At 53.3% G+C, this 15944-nt stretch carries 11 protein-coding genes; 1 reads left to right on the forward strand and 10 read right to left on the reverse strand.

Features of this window, described 5'->3' with window-relative positions; all coding sequences use genetic code 11:
- Position 1: 1 nt before the first annotated feature.
- The 7 genes from ACI7RC_RS16115 to ACI7RC_RS16145 form a co-directional block, all read right to left on the reverse strand.
- Positions 2–1216 carry an ABC transporter substrate-binding protein gene (locus ACI7RC_RS16115; RefSeq protein ID WP_408109252.1) on the reverse strand — a complete coding sequence of 405 codons (1215 nt, stop codon included), beginning with the start codon at positions 1214–1216 and terminating at the stop codon, positions 2–4.
- A gap of 185 nt (positions 1217–1401) precedes the next feature.
- The gene (locus ACI7RC_RS16120; protein WP_408109253.1) at positions 1402–3144 is read right to left on the reverse strand and encodes a sigma 54-interacting transcriptional regulator; all 1743 of its coding nucleotides are present in this window, start codon (positions 3142–3144) and stop codon (positions 1402–1404) included.
- Between the two features lie 155 nt (positions 3145–3299).
- Positions 3300–4931, reverse strand: coding sequence for an amidohydrolase (locus tag ACI7RC_RS16125; protein ID WP_408109254.1), 1632 nt, complete (start codon positions 4929–4931; stop codon positions 3300–3302).
- A 36-nt stretch (positions 4932–4967) separates the two neighbouring features.
- The gene (locus tag ACI7RC_RS16130) at positions 4968–6347 is read right to left on the reverse strand and encodes an APC family permease (protein WP_408109255.1); all 1380 of its coding nucleotides are present in this window, start codon (positions 6345–6347) and stop codon (positions 4968–4970) included.
- Between the two features lie 3 nt (positions 6348–6350).
- A complete protein-coding gene (locus tag ACI7RC_RS16135; protein WP_408109256.1) occupies positions 6351–7970 on the reverse strand; it encodes an amidohydrolase in 1620 nt (539 codons plus the stop codon).
- Positions 7971–8011: 41 nt separating this feature from the next.
- Positions 8012–9355, reverse strand: coding sequence for an APC family permease (locus tag ACI7RC_RS16140; RefSeq protein ID WP_408109257.1), 1344 nt, complete (start codon positions 9353–9355; stop codon positions 8012–8014).
- Between the two features lie 253 nt (positions 9356–9608).
- The gene (locus ACI7RC_RS16145) at positions 9609–10385 is read right to left on the reverse strand and encodes a 3-hydroxybutyrate dehydrogenase (protein ID WP_408109302.1); all 777 of its coding nucleotides are present in this window, start codon (positions 10383–10385) and stop codon (positions 9609–9611) included.
- Between the two features lie 300 nt (positions 10386–10685).
- Between ACI7RC_RS16145 and ACI7RC_RS16150 the strand changes: the two genes are divergently transcribed.
- Positions 10686–12212 carry an alpha/beta hydrolase gene (locus tag ACI7RC_RS16150; protein WP_408109258.1) on the forward strand — a complete coding sequence of 509 codons (1527 nt, stop codon included), beginning with the start codon at positions 10686–10688 and terminating at the stop codon, positions 12210–12212.
- A gap of 51 nt (positions 12213–12263) precedes the next feature.
- Here the strand turns inward: ACI7RC_RS16150 and eutH are convergent, their stop codons facing one another.
- From eutH to ACI7RC_RS16165, 3 genes are read right to left on the reverse strand one after another with little or no spacing between them, the layout of a single operon-like run.
- The gene (eutH, locus tag ACI7RC_RS16155; RefSeq protein WP_408109259.1) at positions 12264–13532 is read right to left on the reverse strand and encodes an ethanolamine utilization protein EutH; all 1269 of its coding nucleotides are present in this window, start codon (positions 13530–13532) and stop codon (positions 12264–12266) included.
- A gap of 51 nt (positions 13533–13583) precedes the next feature.
- Entirely contained in the window at positions 13584–14459 is an 876-nt protein-coding gene (eutC, locus tag ACI7RC_RS16160) for an ethanolamine ammonia-lyase subunit EutC (protein WP_408109260.1), read from the reverse strand.
- A gap of 25 nt (positions 14460–14484) precedes the next feature.
- Positions 14485–15846: an ethanolamine ammonia-lyase subunit EutB gene (locus tag ACI7RC_RS16165; RefSeq protein WP_408109261.1), complete on the reverse strand. Its 1362-nt coding sequence runs from the start codon at positions 15844–15846 to the stop codon at positions 14485–14487.
- Between the last annotated feature and the right edge of the window lie 98 nt (positions 15847–15944).

Consider the following 15944-nt stretch of genomic DNA (forward strand, 5'->3'; position numbering starts at 1 on the left):
GTTACGGCTTCACAATCAAACCGTCTTTGTAGGTCGCCAGGAACATATTGTCGCTGTTAAGCGCTTCGTGGTTTTCCTTGGTGAACGGCTTGGCATGAATCGCCGTAATCCCCTGAAAACCGTCCATATTCTCAATGGCGTCGCGAATCGCTTTGGGATCGGCGCCCGCCTTCTTCACCGCTTCCAGAATGAGATTGGCGCAGTCATATCCCTGGGCGGAAGCGATCGGGAAGATGTCATCGCCGAACTTCGCCTTTACTTTTTCGTGGAACGCAGTTGCTTCGGGGCTTTGGTCCACCGTAAAGGACTGGACCATGTAGACGTCTTTGTTGACGAGATCGCCAACCAGCTCTTTTACGGTCGGGTCACCCATCGCCCACGACGCGACTGTCACCGGAAAATAGTTTAATTTTTCGCGCGATTTCAGGTATTGCGCCGCCTCGGGAGCCAGGCCGTAAAAGATGACGACATCGACGTTGGCCTCGCGCATTTTTGTCAGTTGGGACTCCATGCTGGTGTCGTTTACCTGGAATGATTCTGTCGCGGTCAGCTGCATGTTGTACTTGGTCTTCAGCACGTCTTCCACATCGGCTTTTCCGCCTTGCCCGTAGCCGGTCGTATCATGCAAAAGACCGATCTTGGCGTACTTTTTTTCTTCGACGATAAATTTCAGCATCGTCTCCACCTGTCCCCGGTCGTATGGGGCAACCCGGAAAATGTAATTTTTTTCCTGATCAGCGTACTGGCTGGTGATTCCCGTACCAGTTGCGACAGGGATGACTTCCGGAACGCCCGCTTCCTGTGGATACTTGATATGGGCTTTTCCGTTGCCGCTGTTGGCCGGACCGATAAACGCGACGACCTTGTCCTGATTGATCAGGCGCTGCACGATTTCAACCGACTTTTCCGGCTTTGCTTCGTCATCGTACACGATCAATTTGGCTTTTTGACCGTTTGCTCCGCCCGCTTCGTTAAATTCTTCCACAGCCATCGTAGCGGCCCGTTTGACTGCCTCCCCGAATTTGGCTGTTCCGCCGCTGAGGGAAATGGCGAGGCCAATCTTAAATTCTCCGGCATCCCCGCCTGAACTGGTCTGCCCCGGTTCGGCTGCCGGGTTGGCCGGAGCGGGAGCGCTGGTCTGATCCACCTTTGGGGCACAGCCGGCAAATCCCATGGAACACAACAAAACTGCAGACAACAGCCACTTTGCTTTCATTCAAATCGTCCCCCTTTTCTTCTCACCGAAAGGCGCCTTGCAATCGCTGCCATTTTAATAAGCAAAACCTATGCCAACCGCTGCAACCAAGAGAGGCAGCGCGGGCAGCCGCCTTAGTTGTCGCAGATAAGAGACAATATCCTGTTTCGGCAGTGAGACATGAAGCAGCTATGAGACATCTTTTTTTAAAGCGAAAGAAGCCCGTGCTTCTCCAGTTTTCTGTACAAGCTTGCCCGATGAATGCCCAGCACCTGTGAAGCCTTTACTTTGTTTCCTTGACACTTTTCCAGGGCGAGCTCCAGTACCCGCTTCTCTGTTTTGGACAGCTCTGCCTCCAGGTCAAGCGTGACTGCCTCGCCTTTGAGGATTACCTGCCGATCCTGCAGGTAGGGAGGCAGGTGATCGGCCTGCAGCGTACCGGAGTCAGCCATCTGCAGTGCCCTCTCCAGGACGTTGTGCATCTCCCTGACATTGCCTGGCCAACTGTGGGAGAGAAAGATCTCTTCTACCCGCGGGCCGAGGTCCTTGACAGCAGTGCACAGCTCCTGATTCAGCTTCCGGATCAGATGATGGGCGAGGCTCAGGATGGCATGGCCCTGCACTCTCAGCGGCGGGATGCTGATGGTAAAGACGTTCAGCCGGTAGTACAGGTCTTGTCTGAATCTGCCCTCCGCGATCAGCCGCTCCAATGGGCGGTGTGTCGCGGCGATCACCCGGATGTCGACGTTGATTGGTTTGGTCGCGCCCACCCGCTCTACCTCTCTTTCCTGCAGCACTCGCAGCAGTTTCACCTGCATGTCCAACGGCATGTCCCCTACTTCGTCCAGAAACAACGTGCCGCCGTGGGCCAATTCGATCTTCCCCGGCTTTCCGCCCTTTTTCGCGCCGGTAAACGCCCCTTCCTCGTAACCGAACAGCTCAGCCTCGATCAAGTCCTTGGGGATGGCCGCGCAGTTTACGCGGATAAACGGTCCTTCCCCGCGCGGACTTGCTTCGTGAATCGCATGGGCAAACAGTTCTTTGCCAGTGCCGCTTTCCCCCAGAATCAAGATCGACGACCTGGTCTTCGCCACCTTTTTCGCCAGCTCGATCGCTTCTGCCAGCAGAGGATGGTCCGAAAATATTGAATTAAAGGAATATTTCGCTCCCATGACGCGCTTTAACTCCTGCCGGTAGTAATCCAATTTCCGCTCCATGATGTTGTAGCGCTCGACCAGCCCGCGCAGTTCCCGCAAATCGCTGAATAACACCTTGCCCAATCCCCCGACGATCTCCTCCCCCTCGCGGAGCGGCATTCTGCTGACGATGATATCCCGGTTGCGCAGCCGCATCAAATGGCCCAACTCCGGCTTTCCCGTCTGAATGACCAAATGCATCCGGGTATTCTCGATGACCTCTGTAATGTGCTTGCCGATCGCTTCCTCTATCGTGGTCCCGAGGAAATCGCAGTAGGTCTGGTTGATCATCGTAATCCGTCCTTCCCGATCGCACATCACCAGGCCGTCGTAAAGCTGATCGACCAATTCCCTGAACTGCTGCAGCTCCCGCTCCTGCGACGACATCTTTTTAAAGGCGAGTTCATAGGCGGTAATATCCTGAAACACGGATATTCCCCCGACGATCTCCCCGTTCAGAACATAGGGGGTGCGATTTGCCAGAAACATTTTGTCGCCAAACCGGACTTCATTGGCCAGACTGGGTTTTCCCTCCCTCATCACCTGCAGGATATCTGTCCCCGGCGCAATGCCGATGATGTTTTGGAATAGGACCTCGTGCCGTTTCAACCCCAGCATGCCGCAGCCCGCTTGATTGACATACAAAATGACTCCCTGCTTGTCGACGATCATCACGCCATTGCTGAGCGAATCAAGCAATTGCTTCGACTCCGGCGTCAAACCGTTCTGCAGAACGTCACCAGTTATCTCCATATTTTCCACCTCCGCCTGTACTCTTTATGTTACTTGATCATAGTGTCAGAATAAAGCAGAATTGTTTGAATACTTCAACCTAACGAATCAAAAGACTGGCTGTACAAGAAAAAGGGCGGGGAAAAAGCCCCCGCTTCCTATTGTTTTGGCGAACTTTACTTTGCGATGAACGAATTCGTCTGGTCAAAAACCACGTTTCCATCGACAATCGTAAGCGCTGCTTTTATATCTGGTATTTCCTCTACAGGTACTTCAAAGAGATTTCGCTCCAAGACGACGATGTCGGCAAGCTTGCCCACTTCCAAGGTCCCCAGCTCATGTTCTCGGAAGGTACCGTAGGCCGATCCGCTCGTATATGCTTTTAACGCTTCGACAAGCGTGATTCGTTCATCGGGATGCCACACTTCTTTTCCGCTGCTGTCGATTCTCGTTACCGCGCGATAAATTTGGAGGAGCGGATTCAGAATGTCAATCGGGAAGTCCGTTCCGAAAGCCAATCTTGCGCCGGCTTTTTGCAATGTGTTGATCGAGAAAACGTGCTTTTCCCGTTCGAGACCAATTCGGTCGGTGTAAACGCCTCTTTCCGACATCGCAAAGTGATCCGGCTGCATCGAAGCGGTGACATCTAGCTCTTTGAAACGATGGATATCATCCGGGTGAATCACTTCCACATGCTCGACGGAATGGCGTGAATCCCGTTTGCCGTTGACCCTTTGCGCTTCTTCATAGGCATCCAGGGCAAGGCGGATCGCCCCATCGCCAATCGCGTGAAACCGGATGCTGAAGCCCTCTTTATCGGCCTCAACGACCCATTTTTTGATTGTCTCGGGAGGGAAGGACGTCTCGCCACGCGTATCGGGTTGATCCGCATAAGGTTCGAGCAAATAAGCGGTGCGGGCGGTAATGACGCCGTCGATAAATTGTTTCAGCCCCGACACGCGCAGCATATCCGACCGATACGTATCGCGCAATTTTTTGACGCGGTCAAGATCGCCGTTTAAAGCAGGCCATAAATGAATGCGTGCGGTTAATTTTCCTTTGTCTTCAAACTCTTTGAACACATCGTAGTCCGTAAGAATTTCCAGTGATTCCGTTGCAAACAAGTCATGGACGGCAGTTACTCCCAAACTGGCAGCGTGGGCGAGAAAATTCGCGAATAGTTCTCTCTTTTGCTCCTTGGTAAAATCATAGGCATGCTGAACCACCATTCCCATTGCTTTCTCGTATAGGAGACCGTCGGGTTCTCCGCTTTCGTCTTTGCCTATGATACCGTAAGCAGGGTTTTCCGTATCTCGCGTAATATTCGCGATTTCCAGCGCCTTTGAATTCACCCAGGTGTAATGGCCTTCGGCGTGAAACATCAGCGCAGGACGATCGGGAAGAATGCGATCCAATGAATACCGGTTCGGCAATTGCTGCGTATCCCAATAACCTGCATCCCATGTAGTGCCGATTACCCATGGCTCCTCCGGGTGTGTTTCGGCAAAGGTGCGAATAATTTCCAACGCTTCCGCTTCAGAGCGGGCCGGAAACAGATTGGCGCTGTTCATCGAGGCAGCCCCATCCATGATGTGAAGGTGAAAATCATGGAATCCCGGCATGATCAATTGGTCTTGAAACCGGTAGATTTTGGTGTGCTCGCCAACGTAGGGTTTTATTTCTGCCTCTGAGCCAATCGCCATAATCTTGTTGCCCGCGATCGCAATGGACGCAGGTTCCGGTTGATCAGAAAGCCCTGTAAATACGGCATTGCTTGAAAGTATCACATCAGCATGTTGAAAACTCATCATCATCAATCCTTTCGTTTTTATAGATGCATCTGCTTATGTCTGACCTTCTTCAAAGGTAAGCTCGGGTGGGAGCTGTCGAAACATTTTTGTCAGATTGAGAAGGTATAAAAATCCTAGCGTAAGCCAAGCTCCTCCAAGGATGAGGGAATGGATGTCCAGCTTTACCCAAAAGAGTCCGGTAAGCGAAGCGCCAATCAACGGAAGAATCAGGTAGCGGACTGTCCCTGTAACGGACCTCTGCTTTTTTCGGAAAAAAAAGTGGGCGATCACCGAAAGATTAACAAAGGTAAAAGCAAATAATGCCCCAAAATTGATGAGAGATACTGCAGTTGTAAGACTGAGAAAAAGTGCGCTTAAAGCGATGCCTCCTATCATCAATATGTTAAAGACAGGCGTACGGAATTTCGGAGAGAGATAGCCAAATATTTTGGCAGGAAGTACACGTTCGCGTCCCATTGCATATAAAATGCGCGAAGCACTCGTTCCCGACGCAACAGCCGATGAAAAGCTTGCCATGATTCCTTCGGCAAGAATGTAACTTGTCAAAAAGTTGCCCCCGACGTACATGGCAATTTCGATATAAGCCGCTTCCGGGTCGTGAAAAGATTGGTAGTCCGGCCAGACGAGCTGTAAAAAATAGGAACCGACAACATAGTAGACTCCCCCGATGAGCGTAACCAGGAAAATCGCCCTGGGGATGGATTTTACCGGATTTTTCGTTTCTTCCGAGAGGGTGGTCACCGCGTCAAATCCCAAAAAGGAAAAGCATAAAAGAGGGATCACTGACATAAAGCCTGTCGTATTTACATTGGCATCGACAAACGGAAGCATAGAAAAGAGCGTTCCCGCTCCAAGCCCATTTAGCAGCCCCTTTACCGAAAAGATCACGAATAACGTCAGTGTCCCGAATTGAACGAATAAAAGCGTCATGTTAAATTTGGCCGCTACCGTGATGCCAAGTATATTTACAATCGTGATCGTAATGATGAAGAGCACAATCCAAATGAACATCGGAATCGAAGGAAAATAGGCCTTCATCGCGATTCCCAATAACAAAGCGCTAATCATCGGACTGAACACATAATCCAACAATATGGTCCAGCCTACGAGAAAACCGATGTGAGGACTTAGAGATTTTTGCGTAAAGGTATAGGCAGCGCCTGCATTGGGAAAAGCCTTCACCATTTGCGTATAACTGTAAGCTGTAAACAACATAACCATTAGAGCAACGATATAAGCGGTTGGAATCATTCCGTTCGTGCCTTGAACAGCTATTCCATATGTTGAGAACATAGTAGTCGGGGCCATAAAGGCTAGGCCAAAAAACACAACATACTTTAATGAAAGAGAACGTTTAAGCGTGGGTGAGCCGGCCGATGTCCCTTCGCCGTTGAACCGTTTCTTTTCATTCACGCCTTATTTCCCCCTGGCTCGGCCATGTTCATAGACGACCTTGCCGTCAACCATCGTTAGCCGCACTTTTGTATCCGGGATCTCTTCGACTGGCACTTCAAAGAGATTTCGCTCCAGGACGACAAGGTCGGCAAGCTTGCCTGCTTCCAGTGTCCCGAGTTCGTGCTCTCTGAATGAACCGTAGGCCGGGCCGCTTGTATACGCTCTCAACGCTTCGGCAAGCGTGATCCGTTCATGCGGGTGCCACACTTCTGTTCCGCTGCTGTCGATTCTCGTGACCGCACGATAAATCTGGAGAAGCGGATGTAACTTATCAATCGGGAAGTCTGTTCCAAATGCCAGATTTGCACCCGTCTTTTGCAGGGTGTGAATCAAGAAAACACGCTTTTCCCGCTCGGGGCCGATCCGCTCGGTGTACACGCCCCTCTCAGACATTGCCAGGTGGTCCGGCTGCATCGAGACGGTCACGCCAAGCTGCTTGAAACGGGGGATGTCATTCGGGTGAATCACTTCCACATGCTCGACGGAATGGCGCGCATCCCGCTTGCCGTTGACCTTTTGCGCTTCTTCATAGGCGTCTAACGCGAGGCGAATCGCTCCGTCCCCAATGGCGTGAAACCGGATGCTAAAACCCTCTTTATCTGCCTCAACGACCCATTTTTTGATCGTCTCGGGAGGAAAAGTCGTCTCGCCGCGTTCCCCCGGCTGATCCGCATAAGGCTCAAGCATATAAGCCGTACGGGCGGTAATCACGCCATCGATAAACTGTTTTAGCCCCGATACGCGGAGTTTATCCGATTGATACGTATCACGAAGCCGCTTGGCCCGCTCAAGATCGCCGTTTAAGGCAGGCCATAAATGAATGCGTGCGGTTAATTTTCCGCTGTCTTCAAATTCCTTGAACACAGCCAGTGCGTCGATTGATTTTAAAGCGTGCAAGTCGTGGACAGCCGTCACCCCCAGGCTTGCTGCGTGTGCCAGGAAATGAGCGAAGATCTCACTCTTTTGTGCATGGGAAAACTCAAATGCCTGGCCGACAACCGCCCCCATCGCTTTTTCATATAAAATGCCGTTTGGCTCCCCGTTATCATCTTTTCCAATGATGCCATATGCGGGGTTTTCCGTATGGCGCGTAATATTGGCGATTTCCAGTGCCTTTGCATTCACCCAGGCGTAGTGGCCTTCGGCGTGAAACATCATGGCCGGACGGTCAGGCAGAATGCGGTCCAGAGAGTGGCGGGTCGGCAACCGAGGCTCCTCCCAATACCCCGCATCCCATGTAAATCCAATTACCCAGGGATTGTCCGGGTTTGATTCGGCGAATTCGCGTATCATTTCCACCGCTTCCGCTTCCGAGCGAGCCGCGAACAGATCGACACTGTTGAGCGCAACGGCACCCTGCATGATATGAAGATGGAAATCATGGAATCCCGGCATGATCAACTGGTCATCAAATCGATAGATCTTCGTGTGTTCCCCTATGTAGGGTTTCAGTTCCTCGTCAGCGCCAATCGCCATGATTTTGTTGCCTGCGATGGCGATGGACGCGGGCTCCGGTTGATCAGTAAGTCCTGTAAATACAGCATTACTGGAAAGAATTACGTCGGCTGGTCGATGGGACATCAGCAATCACACCTTTCATTATCTTTACGTTGGCTCTATGGTTACGCCTCTTCAAAGGCAAGCTCCGGGGGCGGTTGTCTAAACATTTTGGTAAGGTTGAGCAGGTAGACAAATCCGGTAAGAAGCCAGATTCCCCCTAGCATCAGGGAGTGTTTATCCAACTTGATAAAGAACAGTCCAATGAGCGCCGCTCCAATAAGCGGAATAATCAGATATCGAATGGTACCTTGAAAAGACCTCTGTTTCTTTCGGAAATAATAGTGGGCGACAACTGCGAGATTCACAAAGAAAAAGGCGAACAGCGCTCCGAAATTTATCAGCGACACGGCCGTGGTAAGATTTAAAAATAGGGCACTTAAGGCAATCACACCGACGATGAGGATATTGAACACCGGTGTACGGTATTTGGGGGACAGATAGCCAAAGATTTTTTTCGGCAGCACGTTTTCTCTTCCCATCGCGTACAAAATGCGGGATGCGCTGGTTCCCGATGCAACGGCGGAAGCAAAACCGGCTGTCAACCCTATCGCTACGAAGATGCTCGTAAAAATATTTCCGCCGATATACATCGCAATCTCCAAATAGGCGGATTCAGGATTTTTGAAAGACTGAAACTCCGGATAGATCAATTGCGCAAAATAAGAACCGGCGATGTACAAAAATCCGCCAATCAGCGTGATGGAGTAGATCGCTTTTGGCAGCGTTTTCGCGGGGTTCTTCGTCTCTTCTGACAACGCGGTCACGGCGTCAAAGCCGAGAAAGGTAAAACAGAGAATCGGGACGACAGACAGCAGCGCAGGCAGCGGTATCTCGGAATCAAAAAAAGGTGCGGTTGAAAATAATGTCCCTGCTCCTTTACCTGCGAGCAGCCCTTTCATCGTCAAAATAAAAAAGAGGGCAAACAGCAAAATTTGCAAGAGGAGCAAGTACATGTTTAGGTTGGCCGCAAATTTGATGCCCAGGATGTTGACGGTTGTCATAATCACGATAAATGAAAGGATCCAGACAAACATCGGAATGGATGGGAAATAAGCTTTCAATGCGATTCCAACGAGCAGGGAGCTGATCATCGGGCTGAACATATAGTCAATGATGATCGTCCAGCCGACGATAAACCCGATATGCGGGCTGATCGATTTTTGCGTAAACGTGTAGGCCGCGCCCGCTTTTGGGAACGCTTTCACTAATTGGGCATAGCTGTAAGCGGTAAACAACATGACCACCAGCGCAATCGCGTAAGCGGTCGGCAGCATCCCGTTTGTGCTTTGCACAGCCACTCCGTATGTGGAGAAAAACGTCTTTGGTGCCATAAAAGCCAATCCGAAAAAGACGACATACTTCAACGTAAGAGAGCGTTTCAGCGTGGGGGAATCCGCATTTCCCATTCATCAATCCTCCTTGTCGGCACGTTAGCAAAAATGTGCTGATGCATGTACTGTGCCAAGTCGGATCATCAGGGGAAACTGCGTTTGAAATGCCGTTTTTATGGGGAATAGAGAAGGTTGGCAGAGGATCATCAACTTGAAGGAGTATTCACTTTTGCATGAGTTATCCGCTTTTGCATAACGAAAATGCCGGCGCAAGAATCCGGAGGGGTGAAGCGAACAGGCGGCCCGCCCGGCATAAACCGGCGGGCCGCTACTGCGCCGTGTAACCGCCGTCGATCACGACGGCCTGCCCCGTGATCCCCGCCGCCTTTTCGCTGGCGAGAAAGACGGCGTATTCAGCCACCTCTTGGACGGTGATCAGCCGCTTTTGCGGAACGAGCGGATAGATCACCTGCTCCAACACCTTTTCAACAGGAACCTCTCTCGTCTTTGCCAGGTCCTTCATTTGATTTCGCACCAGCGGCGTGTCGACGTAACCGGGACATAAAGCATTGACCGTGATGCCGTGCGCAGCTCCCTCCAGGGCAGCCACCTTGGTAAGGCCAATCAAGCCGTGCTTGGCGCTGTTGTACCCCGCTTTTCCGGCGAAGCCGACCAGCCCGTTGATCGAGGCGATATTGATGATTCGCCCAAAGCCTTGCCGTTTCATCACGGGAAAGACGTGCTTGATCGCCATAAACGGCGCCACCAGCATCAGCCGGACCATCAGCTCAAACCTTTCCGTGGGAAATTCCTCGATCGGGGCGACGTGCTGCATGCCGGCATTGTTGACGAGAATGTCGATTTGTCCATACGCTTTTTCTGCCGCTTCCAGGCAATCTCGTATCTCCTGTTCGTTCAGTACGTCGCACTTCATAGCAAGCACCTGCAAGCCGTCCGCTTGCAGGTGCTTGGCTGCTTCAGACAAAGCTTCCTGATTTTTATCTGACAGGACTACTTTTGCCCCTGCGTGCCCCATCTCCTTGGCGATCTGCAGCCCTATCCCGCTTGCAGCCCCTGTAATAAATGCTGAACGATCCGCTAGCATCCTGTTCAACGATCATCCCTCCGTCGCGATTGATGAAATCAATCGGGTTTCCAGTCGTGTACTGCGAATACAGGCAATAGCAAGTAGCAAAAAACGTGCCAGATGCCCAATTCTAATGGAAAATCAGGTGTTTGCCCTCTTGGATGTGTCTCATAAAAGAGACATGTCGCTGCTTTGTCATCCGACTATGTTGCTGACACGAGACACACTTTCATTGTTCACGGCGAAACGGCAGATCATACCGCACTGGTACGTGACTTGCAACCGATCGCAGCAAAAAGAGTTTTAAGGAGGGTAAGGATGAAACGGAACAGGATTTCGGCTGTTTTTCAGACGCTGTTGGGGTTGGCTCTGGCTTGTCCCATCGTTCTGCCCGGTGCAGCCCAAGCAGCTTATTCACCGGTGATTCCCGGAGCGCACAGCGTTACCGTGACCAAATTTGACGGCAAAAACGGGAATTGGCTGACAACGAAAAACCCCGTCCAGTACGACGGCGCCATTCAGTTTGGCAACCTTGGCTTGGCCCCGACAGTCTGGGGAGACAAGCATAAGCAAACAGGCTGGCACAGCATGTACAAACCTGCTGAGGTAACAGGCACACAGGTAAACGGCATGTTTGAAGATGCCAAATTTGTCATTCGCGTACCCGACGACTGGAACGGAAAATTGGTTGTAGCGGGAATTCCCGGCACGCGCAATGAAACCTCCACGGATCTCTTGTTCAGCGATTACGTACTCAAAAAGGGCTTCGCGTTTGCCGCCATCGATAAAGGCACACAGGGTGAAATCGACCCAAGCGATCCCTTTGCCAAGAGCAAAAACGCATTGGTCGCCAAGGAGGATACGCTGATGGAGTGGAACGAGCGCTTCAGACAGGTGACGAAGGCCGCTCACCGCTACTTGGCGGACAACTATCCCACGCAATGCATCAGCCCGGATGACCGCAGCAATCCAGCTGCCAAACTGATCTCCAAAGACCACCCCATCCCCACGTATGCCATCGGTATTTCCAACGGCGGGTATGTCGTCCGTTTTGCATTGGAACACGACGATCCCAAAAAAACGAAAGAACCCGCGCTGTATGACGGCGGCGTGGATTGGGAAGGAGTGCTGTGGCGGGCAGACGAACCGAACTTGATCACCTCTTTGACTGCGATCGTCAACCATGCCGAGGCGGCGATTTACGGAAACGGAACAGAAAAGCAACAGGCGATCGAGGAAATGTACAAGGCGGGACTGCCGAGGGGCTCGGAAAAACTGTGGCCCTATTACGATCAGGTGTACTGGTTTTTAACGCTCAACATCTACCGCGATGAATTCGATCCCGGGGCTCCCCGGCGGATCCAGTGGCGCGATTACCTGACATTCACGCCGCAAGGGACTCGCGACCGTACCTTTGACGCCATTTTCCAGGACTACGACTATGCCAAGCGGCCCGGACATGTGAAGAAAGCGGTCAAGGAGATCGAAAATACTGGCCAGATCAACGTGCCGCTGATCTCGGTTTTCGGTTCGTGGGACGCCTTGATCTTCCCAGAGGTACACGGAACAGCCTACCATCAGCTCGTCGAAAAGGCAGGCAAGGGAGCTCTTCATCGGCTCTATTTGGTAGAAAAAGGGAACCACGTCGACAGCCTGGTCTGGAGCGCCTCCGACCCGGACCACGAGATACAGCCCTTGCTCCCCTACGTCCATCAGAGCTTTGACCTGCTGGTCAAATGGGTGGAAGAGAACGTCGAGGCTCCCGAAAGCAAAACGATTCCATCACCCGGGAATCCGGTCAAAGTGATCGACATTGCCACCGGAGAGGAAATCGATCCGTATTGAAAAAACGGCTGTCTCGGGCAAATTGCCTGCCCGGGACAGCCGTTTTCCGTTCTACCCATTCACGCCTATTTTCCCATCCATCTCCCGCTTCTCCAGATACTCGCTCGCGCCAATCACGCCGCTTGCCCGGTCCTGCTTTTCCAACTCCAGCGCCTTCGGAACGGATATCCAGTAGGCCAGGGCGATAGCCAAGGCGCCGCCCGCCACTTTGCCGATCATCAGCGGCAAGATGATCGTCGGCTGGAAGTTGGCGGAAAAGGCCAGGTGATCCCCGAACAGAAAGGCGGCACAGACGGCAAAGGCGATATTCAGCACCTTGTCCTTCGGGCGCATGTCTCTGATCAGGCGGTACATCGCCAGGATGTTGGCGACAGTGGCCAGGATGCCCGCACTGCCCACACCGCTTAAGCCCACTTTATTTCCGACGACGGCAAGCGGTCCCGCCAGGTATTTCTTGATCGTATACACCATCGGGAAGGCCCCGGCCAGCATCACGCCGATGTAGCCCGCCGTCTCAAGCGCGCGGAATTGATCCGCCTGATCGGCGATGATCGGATCGAAGCCCCAGCCGCCGAAAAGCGCCGAGAATGCCCCGGTGAAGTACTCCACGATGGAAAAGACCAACACCAGCTTGAGGCCGGCATCCATGATCCGCCCGAACCACATGAAGCCTTTGATCATCTGGTCGGGAAAAAACCGAAGTCCCAGCGCGATCGCTGCGACGATCACGATCAACGGCGTCAGATTGGACAGAATCGTGCCAAAGCCCAAGGACAAATGATAGTCCGATGCCGCTTCCGTCGAGATCTGGCCGCGAACCCCCGCACTCGTCAAAGCGAGGATGGAGCTGGTGATAAACACCCCGACCGGCACGGTCAAGATGCCCGACATGATCCCTAGGGCCATGTACTTGTGATCCCGCTTATCCAGCATCGCCAGGCCCACCGGTATGCTGAAGACGATCGTCGCGCCGGCCATAAAGCCGGTGACCATCGCCATGATCCAGCTCTCCCGGCTGGCCGCCAAGGCTTCCGCCAGCTGGTATCCGCCCATGTCCGTCGCGATGAAGGTGGTCGCGGCCAGCGCCGGGTCGGCTCCGATCGCGCCGTAGACGGGGCCGAAGACAGCGCTGATGAACTTGGACAGGTACGGAATCGAGGCCATGATCCCGGCTACCGGTACGAAAATCGGGCCAATCGAGTACAGCCCCTGCAAAAACTCTTTTCCCAAGCCTTCCTCGTCATTGCGAATCGCCGCAACGGCACCGGCGACAGCGAATGCCATGATGATGTAAATCACAATCGTACCGATCAACGCCATGTATTTCTCCCGTCCCTTCGTTAACCTTGCATACCCTCCGCTCGCTGCTCGTCAGGAGTTTTTCAACTGCATGTACTTGACTCCGCTCGCTTTGAACCTGAGGATGTCTTCAATCATATCCGCCAGATGAGCCCCTGCTTCTACGGGCGGCGTTCCACCGCGGTGAATATTAGAAATGACGGTTCGATCCGATTCCACGCTGTTTTCGTTTGGCTGGTAAATCATGTAGGCACTGAGGCTCTCTGCCGTCGCCAGTCCCGGCCGCTCGCCGATCAGAGAAACGACCACTTTGCACCCGACCAAGGCTGCTACCTCATCCTGCACCCAGACCCGTCCGCGCTTGATAAACACGGGCTGTCCGACGCTGATATGCTTCAGCTTCAGCCCCTGCAAGAGCGCGGATAAAAGGTCCTTGGTATTCGCTTCGACCGCCGATGAACTGAGCCCGTCGGAGACAATAATCTGCACGTCCTTCCCTTTCTCGCCGTTTTCCTTCAGCCATTGGGCCGATTCCTCGCATAGTTTCCTGCCCCCATCGAGGTTCATCAAATACTCCTGCATATCCTCCGCTCTCGTCCGCAGCACCGGCAGTCCCAGTTCGCGCAGGAAATCTTCGCTCACGTCTTTCATCACGGCATCGTGGGCTGCAGCCTGGTCGATTCGAAACTGCAGATAGCTGGTCGTCTTCATCCGCGTGCCGGCCCGGCCGATCGCGACACGCGCCGGAGTAATTTGCCTGGCCCGCTCGATGACCTGAGGATTCCGCGGATTGGTCAGCCCCATCTCCTTCTCTTCGGGAAAATAGATAGTTCCCGCATCTGTCGGCTCCATCGTCTGTTCACCGCTCCCCGGCTGCTTTGCCTCCGTTCGCCGGGAGAGCTCCTGCAGTACCTTTTGAACAATCTCCTCCATATCCAACTGGGACATCACGCCTCACCTCCGACTTACCGTCCTAATCAAAAATCGACAAATCTCCGGCCTGCTCCGTCAATCGGCCGTGCTCCATAATCCCCATCCGCTCCAGCCACTTCTCGAACTCCGCCAACGGACGCAGCCCAAGCATCTCCCGCAAGCTGGCGTCGTCGTGGTAGCTGGTGTCCTGGTAGCTGAGCATGACATCGTCGCCGCCCGGCAGTCCCATGTAAAAGTTGGCTCCGGCAACCGTCGTCAGGATGCCGGCGATTTCCTGGTCGTTCTGGTCAGCGTACATGTGGTTGGTGTAGGTAGGGGCGATCCCCATCGGCAGGCCGTGCAGCTTCCCCATAAACAGATCCTCCAGGTCGGCCCGGATCACCTGGCGGCCGTCGTAAAGCGTCTCCGGTCCGATGAACCCGGACACGTTATTGACCATGAACGGCTGCCAATGCCTCGCGTACCCGTATGTCCTCGCCTCCAGCGTCTGCATGTCGACGCCCAGATCGGCGTCGAGGGAAACCTCCGAGCCTTGTCCTGTCTCGAAGTACATGACGTTCGGTCCCGTGGAGGTCCCCATCTGCCGCACCAGCTCCATTCCCTCATCGAGGATCGCCCGGGAAATACCGAACGCTTCATTTGCCTGCTGAGTCCCTGCCAGACTCTGGAACATCAGCGCGATCGGCGCCCCGTTTTGCAGTGCTTTCATCTGTGTGGTGATGTGCGCCAGGACGCAGTTTTGCGTCGGGATGTTCCACTTGCAGATGAAGTCGTGACTCATGTGGAGCAGACGGGATACGCTCTCAACCGAATCGTTGTTGGGGTTGATCCCGATCACGGCATCCCCTGATCCGTAGGACAGCCCTTCCTTGATCGACGCCAAAATGCCTTCGGGATCGTCGGTGGGGTGGTTGGGCTGAATGCGGAACGCCAGCCTGCCCGGCTCGCCGATGAGGGTATTGCAATACGCCTGGTTGCGGATCTTTTGGGCAGCGATGACGAGATCAAGGCTGGACATCAGCTTGGCGACCGCGGAGATCATCTCGCTGGTCAGTCCGCGGCTGATGCGGGACAGCTGGGGAAGTCCCGTCTTGTGGGAGAGGATGTACTCCCTGAGCTCTCCCACCGTCCACCCTTTGATTTCGTTGTAGATAAACAGATTCAAGTCGTCGTAAATAATCCGTGTCACCTCGTCAGCCTCGTAGGGAATCAACGGATGTTCGTAGATATCCTTCAATTGCAGCTCGCTCAATACCACCTTCGCTGCCATCCGTTCGAGCGCAGAGGCGGCGGCGATTTTATTCAACCGGTCGCCGGACTTTTCCTCGCTCGCTTTCGCCATCACCTCTTTGATCGAGGAAAAAGCGTAGTGCTGCCCTCTCACCATGCACGACAACTTCACTTGGGGATCCCTCCTTGGCCTTGTCCAGCTTTTGGGAAAAGAAGGCGCCTTGTCCGCTCTCCATCTGGGAGATCCGGACCAAGCCGCCGCTGCCAGTC

This window comes from Brevibacillus sp. B_LB10_24, assembly GCF_046036945.1.
In the GTDB taxonomy this organism is placed as follows: domain Bacteria; phylum Bacillota; class Bacilli; order Brevibacillales; family Brevibacillaceae; genus Brevibacillus_C.